The following is a 16,117-nucleotide window of genomic DNA, read 5'->3' on the forward strand; positions in this document are numbered from 1 at the left end:
CGGCAGCGAAAAGCCCGGCGCCGCAGGGGCGCCGGGCCGAAGTCGAGATGCCGCTGGACAGGCTCAGGCCTGCAGTACCTGCTGCGCGGCCCATTGCGCCATCAAACGCAGATGCTCGTCCCACCAGTCCGCGGCTTCCGGAGTGAACACGGCAGGTGGTGGAGCCTCACCAGGGAAGAGCAGCGCGCCGTCGGGCGCGCCCACCACGCGATCGGACGGGACTCCAGTACCCGGCACCAGCGGCGCCGTGGCATCGGTCTCAGCCTCCTCCGTGGCATCGGTCTCGGCTTCTTCCGTGGCGTCGGCGGCCACCAGCGGAAGCGGATGATTGCGCGTGGCAGCACCCCAGCGCTGTTCCAGACCCTCTTCGGTCGCGATGCCATCGGCGCCGGAGCCGAGCGGCCCGCCGAACGAGCCATGCCCGTGCGTGGTGCCTGGCCGGGCCGGATCTCCCGCCTGCGCCGCACCGGCGTCCTCGACCCGGGAGTCCGCCATGACGACGGTGGGCATCGAGCGGGAGGAGTCGTTGAGCATGTAACTCCCGCCGACGACCATTCCGCTGGCCAGCACACCGGCGGCGGCGAACACCGCGACCCCGCCGCGCGCACGCTGTGGCTCGCTCAACGACTCGCCATAGCTGTCCTGCTCGAGTCGCGCGCTCAATGCCGCACCCGCCGCGGACGCGAAAGCGGCCACCGTACAAGGGATCACCGGTGCGCCGAATTCCTCGACGGCCGTCAGCACCGCCGACGCGGCGCCCGCCGAGCCGATCAGCGCCACCGCGTCCGGCCGCGCCGCGGCCGCATCCAACTGTTCCCACGCCGCCGCGACGCCCATGCCGAGCGACCGCGGCGTAGCCCGGCCCGCCTGCCCCACCGCGGCCAGCACCCGCCGGCGGCCGCGGTCGACCAGGGTGAACGCCTGGTATCCGGGCACCACCTCGCAGATCAGCAAGTTGTCGTAGGCATCGAGCCACGTCATCATGCTCGCCACGCTCAGATGAGCCGACTTCGCCGAGACCATCGAGGCGCTGTGCCACGGACCGGCCGCCAACCGCGTCACGATGGCCCGCCGCTCCGCGGCATCCCGATAGACCACCGCCACGCCGCCGACCTCTCGATCCGCCTCCAGCCCCGCGGCCAGGGCGTTGAGCGCGGTCTCGACCGCCGCGGCCACGTCCGCCTTGCCGTCGCCGTCGGTTCGCACCACCCGGCGCAGCAGTACCCGGTCGGCCAGTTTCTCGCCCTCGGCGAGGGCCACCGCGTGCACGGCTCCTCGTTCGGTGGAAACGCCGAGAGTCACCACAGATTCAGCCACCACTGATCACGCCTTCCCTCTGCGCATTGACCGAGCTCACGGACTTGCCGAAAGCCATGAGCCCCATGGATTCCCCTGCTCGGAACACACGTCGCGATGCACGCGCGCTCGGTATAGGTTCGGCACCACATCGGCCACGGATGGGTAGCGATAAGCGAGACGCCTGGACACGAACAGCGGATGCGCGTATCGCCCGCTTGTCCCTACCGTTAGCCTGGAGGCGTGGAAGTACGCGCGGAGGCCAGGTCGAAGCACCGTCTGGACCCTGCGTTGGAGCTGCAGGACGACCCACAGGAGCTCATGCCGCGACGCCGGCCGACGCAGGAACGCAGCAAACGCAAGTTCGACGCCTTACTGCAGGCGTCGAGGGAACTGCTCGTCGAGGTCGGTTTCGAGTCGTTCACCTGTGAGGAGGTGGCGGCCAGGGCCGAGGTGCCGATCGGCACGCTGTATCAGTTCTTCGCCAACAAGTACGTCATCGTCTGCGAGCTGAACCGTCAAGACCTGGTTGCCGTTTCCCAGGAGCTGGCCGACTTCCACGGTGAGATCCCGTCGCTGGACTGGCTGCGGCACATGAACCAGTTCGTCGACCACTTGGCCAACCTCTGGATGACCGACCCGTCCCGGCGGGAAGTGTGGCTGGCCATGCAGTCCACCCCCTCCACCCGGGCCACGGGCGCGATCCACGAGAAGCAGTTCGCCGAGGTCGTGTCCCAGATGCTGCGGCCGCTCACACCGCGCACCCCGCGCGCGCGGCGCACCATGATGGCCGAAGTGCTGGTGCACGTGGTCTATTCCATGCTCAATTTCTCGGTGCAGGACGAGCAGAGCAGCGCCGAAGCCGTCGCCGAACTCAAGCGGCTGATGGTCGCCTACCTGCTCGTCGCGGAGAAGGAATCGCGTACCGGCAGCGAACGATAGCGGGTGGCCCCGGCGGGAACCGGGACCACCGCGCGGCTCAACCCGCGCTGTCGCGGCCTTCGATGAGGTCGGCCAGCTCCCCCGGGTCCTCGAGCACCACCATCGCGGCGGCGGTGTCGCCGTCGTGCGTCAACGACAGGTGAACCCTTACCCGGGGCAGGAATTCGGCGGCCAGGCCGTGCAGCTTGATGCTCGGCCTGCCCCACGCGTCGTTGACCACCTCGATCAGCGGATAGGGGTTGTCCCCGATCTGCGGACGGCGGGCGAACCGCGACGATGCCCAAGCTTTGAGCACCGCCTCCTTCGCCGCCCACCGCGCCGCGTAGCTGCGCGCCGGGTCGGTGCCTTTGCTCTGGCAGTAGCGCCGCTCTCCCGCGGTGAAGCTTTCCCGGAGCATGGTCGTACCGGCGCGTTCGAGCTGTTCGGCGAACTCGGAGATGGTCACCAAGTCCAAGCCGATACCGAGGATCGTCATAGGCGGGCAGCCTACGGCGTGCTCGACGAGCGCGGGCGTGAACCCGGCGCGGCGAGTTGCCCCGCCGCGCTTCCGGTTACGCGCATCCGATTCCGTCCACCCGGTACGCGCCGTCCTGCCCGAGGCGTGCCTCCGGCGAGAGCAGCATGTCGGCCTCCAGCTGCCGAACCCGCGTGGCCGGTGCGCCTTCTCCGCCGAGCCTGCGATCCGCGGGACGCTCGTACAGCGGCGCGCCGCCGCACATCGCCTCCACGAACCGCTGCCGTCCGGCAAGGTGACGCTCCTGCGCCCTGCGCTGGTACTCCTCGCGCCGCCCCGGCTCGATGGCCTGGATGAACGCCTCCGGGTGCACGATCGCCAGCAGGCCGTTCACATGGCCGAAGCCGAGCGAGGTGACCAGACCGGCCTTCAGCGGAAGGCGATCGCCCAGCCGCAGCGGTTCGCGCACCCAGACCAGGTGCGGGTACGGCCGCATCTTCTCGTCGACGCAGTCGAGGCTGCGGTTGGGCGGGATGACGCCCTGCTCCAGCACCTGGCACAGGCCGATGAGCTGGAAGGCGGCGGCACCGCCCTTGGCGTGCCCGGTGAGGGTCTTCTGCGAGACGACGAACAGCGGAGCACCGTCCGAGCGTCCGATGGCCGTCGCGAGGCGCTCGTGCAGCTCGGACTCGTTCGGGTCGTTGGCCGCCGTCGAGGTGTCGTGCTTGGACACCACCGCGATCTCGTCCGGGGTCACGCCGAGCTTGCGCAGTTCGGTCGCCAACCGGGACTCCGTCCCACCGCGACCGGCGCCGAGCGCACCCAGACCCGGAGCCGGGATGGAGGTGTGCACGCCGTCGGCGAAGGACTGCGCGTAGGCCACCACGCCCAGCACCGGCAGGCCCATCTCCAGCGCGACACTGCCCCGCGCCAGGAGAACCGTTCCGCCACCCTGCGATTCGATGAACCCGCCGCGGCGGCGATCGTTGGCGCGGGAGAAGTAACGGTCGCTGATGCCCTTGGCGCTCATGGCCGCCGAATCCGCGGTGGCCGACATGTCACCGAAGCCGACGATGCCCTCGATCCCGAGATCGTCGTATCCGCCTGCCACGACCAGATCGGCCTTGCCGAGCCGGATCTTGTCGACACCCTCTTCGACCGACACCGCGGCGGTGGCGCAAGCCGCCACCGGGTGCACCATCGCGCCGTAGCTGCCCACGTAGGACTGCACCACGTGCGCCAGCGCCACGTTCGGCAGGGCCTCCTGCAGGATGTCGTTCGGGCGCGGCTCGCCGAGCAGGTTGTCGACGTAGAGCGAGCGCATCGAGGACATGCCGCCCATGCCGGTGCCCTGCGTGTTGGCGACCAGCGAGGGGTGCACCCAGCTCAACAGCTCCGCGGGGCTGAACCCGGAGCTGACGAACGCGTCCACCGTGCACACGATGTTCCACAGCGCCACGCGGTCCACCGAGGCGGCCATATCGGGCGAGATGCCCCAGATGGTGGGATCCCAGCCGGTCGGGATCTGGCCGCCGACGGTGCGCGACAGCTTGGCCCGGCGGGGCACGCGGATCTCGGTGCCTGCTTTGCGCGTCACGGTCCAGTCACCGGAATCGGCGACCGGCGTGATCACCGTGTGCTCCGGATCGGCGGCGTGGAAGGCGCGGGCCTCGGCCTCGCCGCCCACTGTGAACGACAGGTCCTGGTCGAGGAAGACCGAGGTCATCAGCGGGGCCGTGTTGTCGGTCATGGCGCCGTCGTCTTCGTAGCGGCGCACACCGCACCGGGCGACCACGGCGTCGTGGTAGCGCTCGGCCAGCTCGTGCTCCGGCACGTAGTCGCCGGAGGCGGTGTCGTACCAGCCCGGCTTCGGGTCGTTCTCCCAGCTGACCATGCCGGTGGTCCAGGCCAGTTCCAGCACGCCCGCCGCCGACAGTTCGTCGGAGACCTCCATCTCGAAGCGGGTGCGCGCCGAGCCGTACGGGCCGAGCTCGCCCGCGCCGACGATGACCACCATGTCGGCCGGATCCGCGCTCACCTCGCCCCACTCGGGCACCGGCATCGCGGAGGTCACGGTCGGCGGCGCGGGCAGCGCGGCGATCGTGCGCCCCGTGTCGGCGTCGGTCCGCGCCTCCGCCTGCTCCGCGGCCTGCTTGGCCAGCGCGGGCAGATCCAGCTTGGCCCTGGCCAATCCACCGGTCAGGTCGATCTGCTGCGGTCCGCTCACGGTCACCTGACGGGCCCGCGAGGTGCACCACTTGAGCAGCTCGTCGGCCATTTCGGTAGTGGACCAGGTCTGCACGCCCGCCTTCTCGGCCGCCTCGACCACCGGGTCGTTGTGGCCCATCAAACCGGTGCCGCGCACCCAGCCGATCAGCGCGTGTACCAAGGTGACCCGGGTCGACCACGACTTCTCGGCCCGCCACTTGGCGACCACGGCGTCCAGCGCCGCCTTCGCCTCGCCGTAGGCGCCGTCGCCGCCGAACAAGCCGCGGTTGGGCGAACCCGGCAGCACCACGTGCAGTTGCGCGTCCACGTCGTGGTCGGCGCCCAGCTTGGACAGCCCGCCGATCAGCCGTTCGACCGACCAGAGCAGCACTCGCATTTCCATTTCGGCGCGCGCGCCTGCGTCGGCGAGGTCACCGGCTACTCGCGGCGCCGCGAACGGCAGCAGCAGCGTCGGCGTCATCGCGTCCTTGATTTTGACCTTGGTGCCGCCGGCGTTCTCGACCTGCTCGGTGCCGATCCAGTCGATCAGTGCGTCGATGTCCTGGTAGGACGCCATGTTGGCGGGCACGACCCACAGGGCCGCGCCGTGGCGGGCGTTGTCGCGGTAGAGCTTCCGGTAGAAGCGCAGGCGCTCGTCGTTCAGCGCCGAGGTGGTGACCACCACTGTGGCTCCGCCGCTGAGCAGCCTGCCGGTCACCGCCGCGGCGATGGACCCCTTGCTCGCTCCGGTGATCACCGCGATGTCCGAGGACCACAGGCCGGGCTCCTCGGTGCTGCGGGCCGCCTCGGCGATGCGCTCGTACAGCCCGGCGAGCACCGAGCGCGCCTCGTGCATCGCCCGCTGCCGCCACCAGTTCGCCTGCGCGGCCACGGCTTCGCCTGCCCCGATGAACCCGGTGACCGGCCCGTTGCCGCTGCCGGCGTCGTCGGAAAGCCAGAGCCGGGCCAGATCCTCGCGCGCCGTGGCCCACCGGTCGTCGAGCAGCACCGCCTTGCGGGCGTCGAACGCGGGCGCGACCAGACGCGGCCAGTCCGAACCGAGTTCGGCCGACACCAGATCGACCAGGGAGTCCTCGGTCGTCTCCGGCGCGGAGACCCGCTCCGACAGCCCGAGCTGTTCGAGCACGACGCGCGCCGCCGTTGCCAGCACGCCGTCGCGTCCGGTGATCTGTTCGGTGAACTCACCCAGTGCGGCGGCGTCGACGGTCGCACCGCCACCGCCACCCGCGGAGGGCAGCGACACCGAGACACCGCGGCGGGCCGCGACCGCCTGCACGGCGGCGTCGATGGCCGCGTCGACCGACGCGGCGTCACTCAGCGCACCGGAGACCAGTCCGCCCAGGTCGCCGCCGCGCACGCTGGTTCCTTCCCTGGTACCCAGCGACACTTCCGCGGTCACGTGACTGGCCCAGCCGTCACCGAGTTCCCAGACCTTCTTCACCCGGTCGGTGATGGCGGCCGGACGCTTGCCGGACGGGCCGAACACCTTGCGCAGGTGATCGCCGATGGCGTCGGTGAGCACCGTGCCGAAGGGACGGTAGGTGCGGGCCAGCCGCTCCACCGTCGCGGACAGCGCGCCCATGTCGGCGTCGGCCGCGCCGTCGATCGCGCCGAGCGACAGCTCGGAGCCGAGGTCGACGAGCAACTGGTTGCGGCGGGAGGACACACCGTCGCAGAGGCCTTCGATGGTGTCCACCGGACCGATCTGGTCCAGCCGCAGCTTGGTCCACAGCGCGATCAGCACGCGGGTGGCGTCGGCGGCGGTGAACGCGATGTCATCCGGTCGCGGGCCGCCCGAAGCCGGGGCGGGCGCGGCGACCGGGGCGGCGGCGACGGCCGCTGCCGCAGGCGCGGCGGCCGCAGGCTCCTCGACAGGCTCGTCGATCGGCGCGGGATCGGTGTCGGTCGCGTAGACGATCGCCGCCTCGCGCTCGATGTTGAGCACCTCGACCTTGGCGCCACCGAAAGCGGGCAGCTTCAGCGTCTGGCTCGCCAGGTTGGCGACCGTCGGCGTCGCGCCGAGACCGATCTCGACGAACCGCTCGATCCCGAGGCCGCCGTCGGCGACGTCGGTGAACAGCAGGTCCTGCGTCTCGATCCAGCGCACGGGGCTGGCGAACTGCCAGGCGAGCAACTCGACCAGCACCACGCGGCACAGCTCGGTCGGCCGAGCCGCCCAGCTGTCGAAGTCGGCCAGCACCGCGGCCAACGGCTCGGACGGCACCAGATCCGCGATTTCCTGGACGAATGCCCGCTCCAGCGAGAACGGCTTGGGCACCAGGTTCGGGATGTAGCGGCCGACCAGCACCTCCGGGCGCAGGTCCACCGGCAGCAGCTGTTCGAGCTTCTGCCGGAATTCCGGCACACCCTTGCGCAGCACCGTCGAGTGGAACGGCACGTCGATGCCGGGGACCAGGATGAACGCCCGCTTGCCACCGAATTCGGCGCGGCGGCGGTCGATCTCCTCCTCCAGCGCCTCCAGTCCGGCCACCGTGCCCGCGATCGCGTACTGCGACCCGCGCAGGTTCAGGTTGACCACCTCGAGGAATTCCCCGACCCGGTCACCGACTTCCTTGACGAAATCGACGACCTCCGCGTCGGGCAGCCCGATCTGCGAGGGCCGGATCGCGGCCATGCGGTAGTCGCTGCGCCCCTGCGCGTCCCGCGGCACCAGCTCGTGCATCGCCGAACCGCGCTGGAACACCACCTCGAGCACCGCCTCCAGCGGAAGCACCCCGGCGACGGCCGCGAGCGCGTTGTACTCGCCGACCGAGTGGCCCGCGAGCATCGCGCCCTCGACGAACGCACCGGCCTCGCGCAGTTCCGCGACCTGGGCGACACCGAGGGTCGCCATGGCGACCTGGGTGAACTGGGTCAGGTGCAGCACGCCATCCGGGTGCCGGTGCTCGACGCCCCGCGCCTTCAGGTAGGTCGGGTTGTCCCGCACCACCGCGAGGATCGAGAAGCCGAGCGCCGCACGGGTGTGCTTGTCCGCGCGCTCCCAGATCTCCTTGGCCGCCTTCGACCGGGAGCGGGCGTCCAGCCCCATCCCCTTGCGCTGGATGCCCTGTCCGGGGAAGGCGTAGACGGTCTTGGGTGCGACGGTGCGACCGGTCGCGGTCATCACCAGCTCGCCTTCGGTCCGGCAGGAGACCTCGACGATCTCGCTGCCCGCGTCGACCGCGACGCGCTCGACGCGCACGTCGATCGCGGCGCCGGGGCGGACCATGCCGAGGAATCGGGTGGTCCACGCGGTCAGCGACCGCGCGGGCGCGGAACTATCCGGATCGACCGCCGACACGACGTGCTGAGCGGCCGCCGACAGCCACATGCCGTGCACGATCGGGCTGCCGAGCCCGGCGAGCTTCGCGGCGGATTCGCTGGTGTGGATCGGGTTGTGGTCGCCGGAGACGGCGGCGAAGGCGTGCATGGTGCGCGGGGCCACGATCGTGACGTCGCGGCGACGCCTGCGCGGAGTGTCGGTGGCCGCGTCGGACACCGTGCCCGCCGCGCGCGGCGGATCGGTGAGCTCGCCCGCGCCGTTGCGTCCGCGGATCGCGAATCGCTCGGTGAGCGTGGCCAGCACCGGCATCGACATCCCGGTCTCCGGCTTGTCCAGCATGGCCGTGATCCGCACGTGCACCTCGACGACGCGGCCGAGGTCGGTGTCGAGGGTCTCCCCGGCTTCCGCGCGCACCGCGAGCACGCTGGTATCGGCGGGCAAGTCGCCGGCCAGGTGCACCTGGTGGTCCAGGTGGACCAGGTCGAGCATGCCTTCGATGACGCTCTCGCCCTTGGCGGTGCGGGTCGCGCCGAGCACCGCGAACACAGCGGGCCAGCAGGCGCCGACCAGCACGTCGGGCACGGTACGGCCGAGCGTGCTCAGCGTAGCGGGCAGACCGGAGCCGGTGACTCCAGCGTGGTCGGCGATCAGATCCGGTGTCCAGGCCAGGTTCACGTGCGCGACCTTGCCCTTGACCTCCGGGAGATCCTGCCCCGCGGCGACCGCGAGCAGCGCGCTCATGGCCGAGTCGGCGTCGGCCTCGGTGACGACCGGGGCACCACCGTTGTAGACGGAGGTCGGCACGGTGATCCGGATGCGCACCGCCTTGCCCGCCGCCAGCGGAACCGTCAGCTCCAAGTAAGCGTGCTCCGGCTCGGGGCCGGTGGTCTCGACCAGTGTCGCGCCGCTGGAGGGATGCACCGCGCCCTGGCCGTCGACGACCCATTCGGACAGATCGCCGAGCCGATGCACCGGGCTGATCGTGGTGCGCCCGGCCCACTGGACGTCCGGTGCGGCGAGCACGGCGTCGATCGGGCCGCTGGTGACACCCGCTGTGCGCCGCGCGTCCACCGCGGCGGGCGTCACGCCGTCACGCACCAGGGAGTACGCCGTGTCCTGTTCGAAGCGGTCGAGCAGTTCGCCGACCGGCTCATCGACCCGGGTGATGCCCGCGACCGAGACGGTGCCGGGGATGACGCACACCTGATCGGCCGAGTAGCGCGGATCGTGCGCCTGCCACAGCGAATCCGAGCGCCACCAGCGGCGCACGTCGGCGTCCACAACCGGCACGAAGTTCACCGGCTTGCCGGGGGTCTTGCACAGCGACACGAAGAACGGGACGTCGGCCGGGTGCAGCAGGGTCTGCGCCGCCGCCGGGTAGGCGTCCTTCAATGTGCACAGCGCGGCGACCGGGTCCTCGAAGTCCTCGTCGCCGGCGAACAGCGTGGGAATCTCGCCGCGGTCGGCCGGATGCAGCCGGGATTCGGTGCGGCGCATCATCTCCGCGAACCGGTCGCGCCAGGTGATGTCCAGCCACACCGAGCGGGTGGCCTCGGCGATCGCTTCGCCCAGATCGCTGCCGCAGTCGAAGTCCTTGCGGCGGTCCAGTCCCACCGCGAGCTCGACGTAGCGCTCCAGCCAGTCTTGGTAGGTCATGGTGACCAGGTCGCCGAAGTAGGGCTTGGCGGTGGCGTTCAGCGCCGCGATGATCTCGTCCCGGCGTGCGGCGACCGCGTCGGCGTCGCCGGCGACCTCGTCCAGCAGGCGGCCGGTGCGCGAGGCGGCGTTGTCGATCTCGTGGATGTCGGCGCCCAGTTGGCTGCGGCCCGAGGCCATGCCGCCGGACGCGGTGCCCGCCCCGACCCAGTCGGGGGTGCCGGGCGTGTCCACCAGCAGTTGCTTGACCTCCGGCGCGGTGGTCGCCTCCAGCGTGGCCATGGCCGCCGTACCGACCAGCACGCCGTCCAGCGGCATCACCGGATAACCGTGCCGCACCGCCCACCGGCCGGTGAGGTACTCCGTCGCGCGCTCGGGGGTTCCGATGCCACCGCCGACGCACACCACCACGTTGGCGCGGTTGCGCAGCTCGGCGTAGGTGGCCAGCAGCAGATCGTCCAGGTCCTCCCAAGAGTGGTGGCCACCGGCCTTGCCGCCCTCGATGTGCATGATCACCGGGTAGTCCGGTACCGCGTCGGCGATCCGCAGCACGGCCCGGATCTGGGCCACCGTGCCGGGCTTGAACGCGACGTGCGGGATGCCGACCTCGGTGAGCTCCTGGATCAGCGCGACGGCTTCCTCCAGCTCCGGGATGCCCGCGGTCACGATGACACCGTCGAACGGGGCGCCCGCCGAGCGGGCCCGCTGCACCAGCCGCTTACCGCCCAGCTGCAACTTCCACAGGTAGGGGTCGAGGAACAAGGAGTTGAACTGCACCGAACGCCCCGGGTGCAGCAGCTTCTTCAGCTCGGCCACCCGGTCGGCGAAGATCTGCTCGGTCACCTGTCCACCGCCGGCCAGCTCGGCCCAGTGGCCCGCGTTCGCCGCGGCCGCGACGATCTTCGCGTCGACCGTGGTCGGGGTCATGCCCGCGAGCAGAATGGGCGAGCGCCCGGTCAGCTTGGTGAACGTGGTCTCGACCACGATGCGCCCGTTGGGCAGCCGCACCGGCCGCGGCGCGAACGCCGACCACGGCGTCGCCGGCTCCGGCGCCGCACCCGGGGTGAGCAGGCTGCGCTGTCCGGCACGGGTGGCGGCCGCGATCATGCCGAGACCGGTGCCCTTCAACGTGCCCCCGGTGACCCGCGACAGCAGATCGCCCGGGCCCAGGTCCAGAATCCATTGCGCACCCGCGGAGATCACGCCCTCGACGATGCCCACCCAGTCGATCGGATCGACCAGGATCTCGCGCGCCAGTCGGCCCGCCAGCTCGGCGTCCAAGCCGCACTGGGTGGCCCAGCTGCTCACCAGGTCGACGGTGTCGGCCAGCGCGGGGTGGTGGAAGGCCACGTCGACGGCCACGTCTTCGAAGACCGGAGCGAACACCGAGCCACCGCGCACCTTGGTGTCGCGTTCGCGCGCCTGCTCGTCATGGATCTGCGCGCACCGCTGACGCACCCGCTCCAGCTGCGCGGGCGGGCCGGAGAGCACCGCGCGCCGACGACCGTTGCGGATCGAGACCACCACGGCCGCGGCCGGATCGGCTCCCTCGCACACCTCGGCCACCACAGCGCGCAACTGCTCGGGATCCACATTGGATACCGCGACCATCGGCGAACGATCGCCGACCGGCATCAGTCCGCGCCGGCGCGCCACCAAACCACCTGCCGCGCCGATCATCTGGGCCACCGCGAGCAGTTCCGCGTCCCGCGCGCCGCCGGCTTCGACCGCGGCCGCCGCGAGCAGACCCTGCGAATGCCCGACGATCGCCACCGGCGCGTGTTCGGCCGGATCCAGACCTTGCAGCCGCAGCGCGCGCACGGCCGCCACCTGGGTCAGCAGCACACCGGGCATGGACACCGCGGCCGAGCGCAGCACCCGCTCGGACGGAGCCGCGGAGATCTCGCCCTCCTCGGTGTCGGCGAGCTCGTTCTCGAGCATCCAGCCGATCGGGTCGAAACCGACGGGGCGCACCACAAGCAACTGTGCCGCGACCGGCTCGAGCAGCGTGGCCGCCTCATTGACCAGCGCGGTCAGCTCCGGCTCCAGCGCGCTGTCGCGCCCGATCTCCTCCAGCTCGTTCAGCCACTGCGCACCCTGCCCACCGAAGGCGAGTGCGTACGGCTCGCCGCCGAGCAGACGATCCAACAGCGGCGACCGCGCCGAGCCCGACGCGGCCTTCCCGGCGGCGGCAACCGCCTTCGTGCTCTGTCCGGCCTCGGCCTTGGTGCTCTCGTTGATCGTCAAGACGCTTCGACTTCCTTCTCCATGCGACATGCCTCGGCGACACGCCGGTCCCTACCGGTTCACGAGTGATCGCGGGTGATCGGCCTGATACCGGCGAGGATGGCACAAAATCATGAGGAAATCCTCACGTTTGCCCCCGCGTGTGGCCGTTACTTTGGAGTATTCCGGTACACACGTACTAGAATCGTGGGGAACATGACTGCGCCTCATGTTTGAACCCCCTGGTCCATCGGGTTACCAACGCGTAGGAAACATGAGTGCCCCTCATATTGAGGGTTACTGAATCGTTATAATCCCAGGTAAGGTTACTGACGAGTACGCCACACCCTCCCAATGCTGCGTAAAGGACGAAACGCCCGGTAGAGTTTGGACGGTCGTACCATCAAGCGCGAGTGGCGAAATTGGCAGACGCGCCAGATTTAGGTTCTGGTGTCCACGGACGTAGGGGTTCAAGTCCCCTCTCGCGCACAGATTCCCGTCAGTCGTGACACTTTTTCGTGCCGCGTGTTGGAGTGCACTCTCACACACGGAGGCTGACCAGTGGAAACATGCTCTGACCTGCCTCGATTCTTGGCCAGATCTGCCACTTCGCGACAGTGGTGACCCTCTCGGAAAGTTCGCTGGCACCGCCGCCGGGGGTGGTCAGCGGTGATCGCGCCGGTCATCCCGCCGCAGTCGCCGTTGCAGGAACACATTCACGGACCGCTGGTCACGAACCGCGTGGTCCGTCCCGCCCATGGCGACCTCGTCTACGGGCTCTGCTGTGTCGGGAGGCCGGATCCTCGACAAGATCACCTTCACCGCGCTGGGCTGGCGTCCGGGCATACGTCTTTCCGAACATCCGGAACAATCAGCATCTCTCGACCTTGGGGCCGATTATGTCGTGACCGGCGAGCTTCCCCACGACCAGCGTCCGCACCTGGTCACCTGGATTGCGCGGCGCGGTGCCAGGTGGCTTCGAGACGGCGGTGTGGGCGTCAGCGTTTCTTGGAGACATGCATGATGATCCGGGCGGTGACGAAGGCTTTGCCGTCGGCGTCGAGGACATCGACCGGGACGAGGAGTTCGGTGGGTTCATCGCCGAACTCGGGGATGGGGTCGAGTCGGGCGACGGCGGTCACTGCGGTGGTTGCCTTGGATTTGTATTCCACGGTCATGCCGACCGGGATCCACCGGTGGGTGGCCGGGATGGTGGCGTCGGTCATCATGCCGCCGGCGAGCTCGGCCATGTTGCAGGATGCGATGGCGTGGTAGGTGCCGAGGTGGTTGTGGACGCTGCGGCGGTTGGGCGCGCTGACTCGGCACAGTCCTGGTCGCAGCTCTTGGAGCAGAGGGTGCACACTGCGGAAATAGGGGGCTTTGAAGCACAGCGCCTGGGTGAAGAACCAGTTGCCGAATGGCAAGCGTTGCAGCGTGTTCCAGAGCGCGAGGTTGGTGCTGCCTGGCTGGTCCGTGGTGGTTGTCATCGACGGTCTTCCTCGGTTCGAGCGGTGTCAGCGCAGTGCCGCGGTGACGGCGCTGTACATGGTGGTTTTGATGGCGGCGAGGGTGGCGGGGTTCTTGCCGAGGATGGGGGTGAGCCGGTCGATGGCGGTGGTGAGGACCGCGGATTCGGCAGCGGTGGCGTCGACGAGTCCGGCGGCCAGGGCATCCGGGCCGGTGAACCGGTGGCCGGTTGTCATGGCGGTCACGGCGGCGTGGGGGCTGAGCTTGGCCTGGATGAGGGCGGCCATGCCGGGGGTGAAGGGAATGTTGATGTCGACCTCGGGGAAGCAGTAGTAGCCGCGGTCCTGCCGCATGACGCGGTAGTCGTGGGCGATGGCCAGCATGGCCCCCGCGCCGAAGGTGTGGCCGTTCACCGCGGCGATGGTGGGCAGCGGAAAAGTGAGGATTCGGACGAACAGTTCCTGGACGCGGCCGACGTACCATTCGGCGCGGTCGCCGTTGGCCATCAGCCAGTCCAGGTCCAGGCCGTTGGAGTAGAACTTCCCGTCTGCGGTGGTGATCAGGCCCTGGGCGTCGCGTTCGACGGTGTCGAGGTGGGCGTGGACGGTGTCGAGCCAGTCCGGGGAGAACCGGTTCTCGTCGTCGCCGAGGTTCAGTACGGCGATCTTGTCCTGGTAGCGCAGGTTCGCGGTCATGGTGTGGCCTTTCACTTCGTTGTGGGGGTGCGGGGGACCAGAGGGACGGCCAGTACCGCGCGGACCGCGGCTGCAAGGCGTTGACGCACCGCGGGATCGGGGTCTCGGCGGCCGCGCAGCAGCAGCGCGGTGGGCAGTTCCACCACGCATTCACGGATGACGCCGACGGCCTCGCGATCGGCGCGGTCGAACACACCGCGCGACAAACCCACGAACAGCTCGATAAGGGTCTGATCGAGCTGGCGTAACTCCTCGGCGATGTCGTCGGGAAGCTCGCTGGAACCGAGGAGCTCCTCGCGGGGCACGGTCAGCAGGAAACGCCCCGAGACCGGCTGCTGGACCAGGAATTCGGCAGGAGTGTCGGCAGCGGCGACGACTGCCTCGATCACCTCCTCGCGGGAGCTACCCGCGGCCAGTGCCCGATCCACGGCCTCGCGCTGCAGAGTCAGGAAACGCTGCGCGGCGCGCAGCCAGACCCGGCCCATCAGCCCGGCGCGGGAGCCGAAAGCGTGATAGATCGCGCCATTGGACACCGAGGCGGCCTCCGAGAGCGCCCGGACAGTGACCGCAGCGGGTCCGGAGTCGACTGCCAGCTGTTCGGCAGCATCCATGAGTGGATCCAGAGCGTGCACACGAGGACGGGGCATGATCGAAGCATAACAGAGCGCTTGCTCTGTAACTCACCGGCCGGGTGGTCGATGTGGGATTTTCGCAGCTCAATGACCCCTCGGCGGTTCAGTGGGAGCTCGGTGACGCGACTCACCCAATAAGTGGAGCCCGTGCTCTGGTTTAATTATGGAGCATTTGCTCTCATATATGGACATCATCGCACTGCGATTCAACATCTCGCTCAACGCGACGACCTGGTTCTTCGGCATCGCGGTGCTGTTGTGCCCGCCGACGGCCTACTTCCTGACCTACCGGATGTGCCTTGGCTTGCAGCGCGGCGATCGCGCGTTACTCGCCCACGGCATCGAGACCGGCGTGATCAAACGCCTGCCGCACGGCGAGTACATCGAGATGCACCAGCCGTTGGGCCCGGTCGATGACCACGGCCACCCGGTTCCGCTCGAGCATCAAGGCGCCCCGGTACCGAAGAAGATGAACAAGCTGGGGTCGGCGGGCAAACCCGGACCGGGTTCGTTCCTCCGCCCGGATCCGGCGCCCGAAGCGGAGCGTCTCCTGACGACCGAGCACACCGAGGAACGCAGGCAACTGGCCGTTCTCCGGGAATACCAGCTGCGCCGCGACGGCGAACGACACGACCGATGAGACTGCGCCGTGTCAGGCACGCCGAAGACTACGGACTGCTGGTCCCTGCGGCCACCGTCGCCAGCGAGTTCGCAGGGCAGGTCGTAAGAGACACTCTGCGCGCCCACGGGATTCGTTCACCTGTGGGATGGACCGACCGGCGCGGTCGACGCCATCGCCTGCTCGTTCTCGTCTCCCCCGAGGACGCCGTCCGCGCCTACGACGTGATCTGCGCCCACACGAGCCGGCCTGAGCCTTGAAGGTGTCCGCGGTGAATTCACGACGGACGGGAGCCGGTGGTCATCCCTGGCTTGGGCAGCTCCGGCAGTGGTAGTGCGTCTGATGTCCGCTATCTCGGATCCTCGGAGAGGAGAAGAAGATGAGCCAGGTCAATCCCATTCAGGTGCAGAAGTATTTGTCCGGCGTCGATTATCCGTGTGATCGTGACGGGATCGTTTCCGCCGCGAAGGACAATGGTGCGGACGAGAACGTTCTCGATGCTCTCGAGTCGATGCCCGACCGGACCTATGACGGTCCGAACGCGGTCAGTAAAGCCGTCTCGTCCGCCTAGGCGCAACCTGCGGCTGGAGTCCGCTTTCATCCACGGTTGATATGTAG

General features: G+C 69.4%; 8 protein-coding genes, 1 tRNA gene and 1 pseudogene. 4 read left to right on the forward strand and 6 right to left on the reverse strand.

From position 1 onward, the window contains the following. Nucleotides 1–63 precede the first annotated feature (63 nt). Nucleotides 64–1,320 carry a hypothetical protein gene (locus tag GVY39_RS13525; RefSeq protein ID WP_159924190.1) on the reverse strand — a complete coding sequence of 419 codons (1,257 nt, stop codon included), beginning with the start codon at nt 1,318–1,320 and terminating at the stop codon, nt 64–66. 297 nt (nt 1,321–1,617) lie between these two features. Between GVY39_RS13525 and GVY39_RS13530 the strand changes: the two genes are divergently transcribed. Continuing rightward, nucleotides 1,618–2,238, forward strand: a complete 621-nt coding sequence (locus GVY39_RS13530; protein WP_223522150.1) for a TetR/AcrR family transcriptional regulator — start codon at nt 1,618–1,620, stop codon at nt 2,236–2,238. A gap of 37 nt (nt 2,239–2,275) precedes the next feature. Here the strand turns inward: GVY39_RS13530 and GVY39_RS13535 are convergent, their stop codons facing one another. Both GVY39_RS13535 and GVY39_RS13540 read right to left on the reverse strand, forming a co-directional pair. Then, nucleotides 2,276–2,713, reverse strand: a complete 438-nt coding sequence (locus tag GVY39_RS13535) for a holo-ACP synthase (protein ID WP_043721202.1) — start codon at nt 2,711–2,713, stop codon at nt 2,276–2,278. A 76-nt stretch (nt 2,714–2,789) separates the two neighbouring features. Beyond that, nucleotides 2,790–12,107, reverse strand: a complete 9,318-nt coding sequence (locus GVY39_RS13540; protein ID WP_236565443.1) for a type I polyketide synthase — start codon at nt 12,105–12,107, stop codon at nt 2,790–2,792. 386 nt (nt 12,108–12,493) lie between these two features. Between GVY39_RS13540 and GVY39_RS13545 the strand changes: the two genes are divergently transcribed. Continuing rightward, nucleotides 12,494–12,575 (forward strand) — tRNA-Leu (locus GVY39_RS13545). A 509-nt stretch (nt 12,576–13,084) separates the two neighbouring features. Here the strand turns inward: GVY39_RS13545 and GVY39_RS13550 are convergent. Genes GVY39_RS13550 through GVY39_RS13560 form a run of 3 tightly spaced genes read right to left on the reverse strand, consistent with a single transcriptional unit; the run spans nt 13,085 to nt 14,895 of the window. Then, nucleotides 13,085–13,573 carry a hotdog fold domain-containing protein gene (locus GVY39_RS13550; RefSeq protein ID WP_159924194.1) on the reverse strand — a complete coding sequence of 163 codons (489 nt, stop codon included), beginning with the start codon at nt 13,571–13,573 and terminating at the stop codon, nt 13,085–13,087. Nucleotides 13,574–13,600: 27 nt separating this feature from the next. Then, nucleotides 13,601–14,248 (reverse strand): enoyl-CoA hydratase-related protein, encoded by a 648-nt coding sequence (locus GVY39_RS13555; RefSeq protein WP_159924196.1) that lies wholly within the window; start codon nt 14,246–14,248, stop codon nt 13,601–13,603. A gap of 11 nt (nt 14,249–14,259) precedes the next feature. After that, nucleotides 14,260–14,895 carry a TetR/AcrR family transcriptional regulator gene (locus tag GVY39_RS13560; RefSeq protein ID WP_159924198.1) on the reverse strand — a complete coding sequence of 212 codons (636 nt, stop codon included), beginning with the start codon at nt 14,893–14,895 and terminating at the stop codon, nt 14,260–14,262. A gap of 172 nt (nt 14,896–15,067) precedes the next feature. On the opposite strand from GVY39_RS13560, the pseudogene GVY39_RS13565 reads away from it, so the two are divergent. Beyond that, nucleotides 15,068–15,520, forward strand: a pseudogene (locus tag GVY39_RS13565) (cytochrome b); the annotation flags it as partial. A 358-nt stretch (nt 15,521–15,878) separates the two neighbouring features. After that, nucleotides 15,879–16,070 carry a DUF2795 domain-containing protein gene (locus GVY39_RS13570; RefSeq protein WP_159924200.1) on the forward strand — a complete coding sequence of 64 codons (192 nt, stop codon included), beginning with the start codon at nt 15,879–15,881 and terminating at the stop codon, nt 16,068–16,070. Nucleotides 16,071–16,117 lie beyond the last annotated feature (47 nt).

The organism is Nocardia sp. CY15 (genome assembly GCF_009829295.1).
GTDB lineage: Bacteria > Actinomycetota > Actinomycetes > Mycobacteriales > Mycobacteriaceae > Nocardia > Nocardia sputi.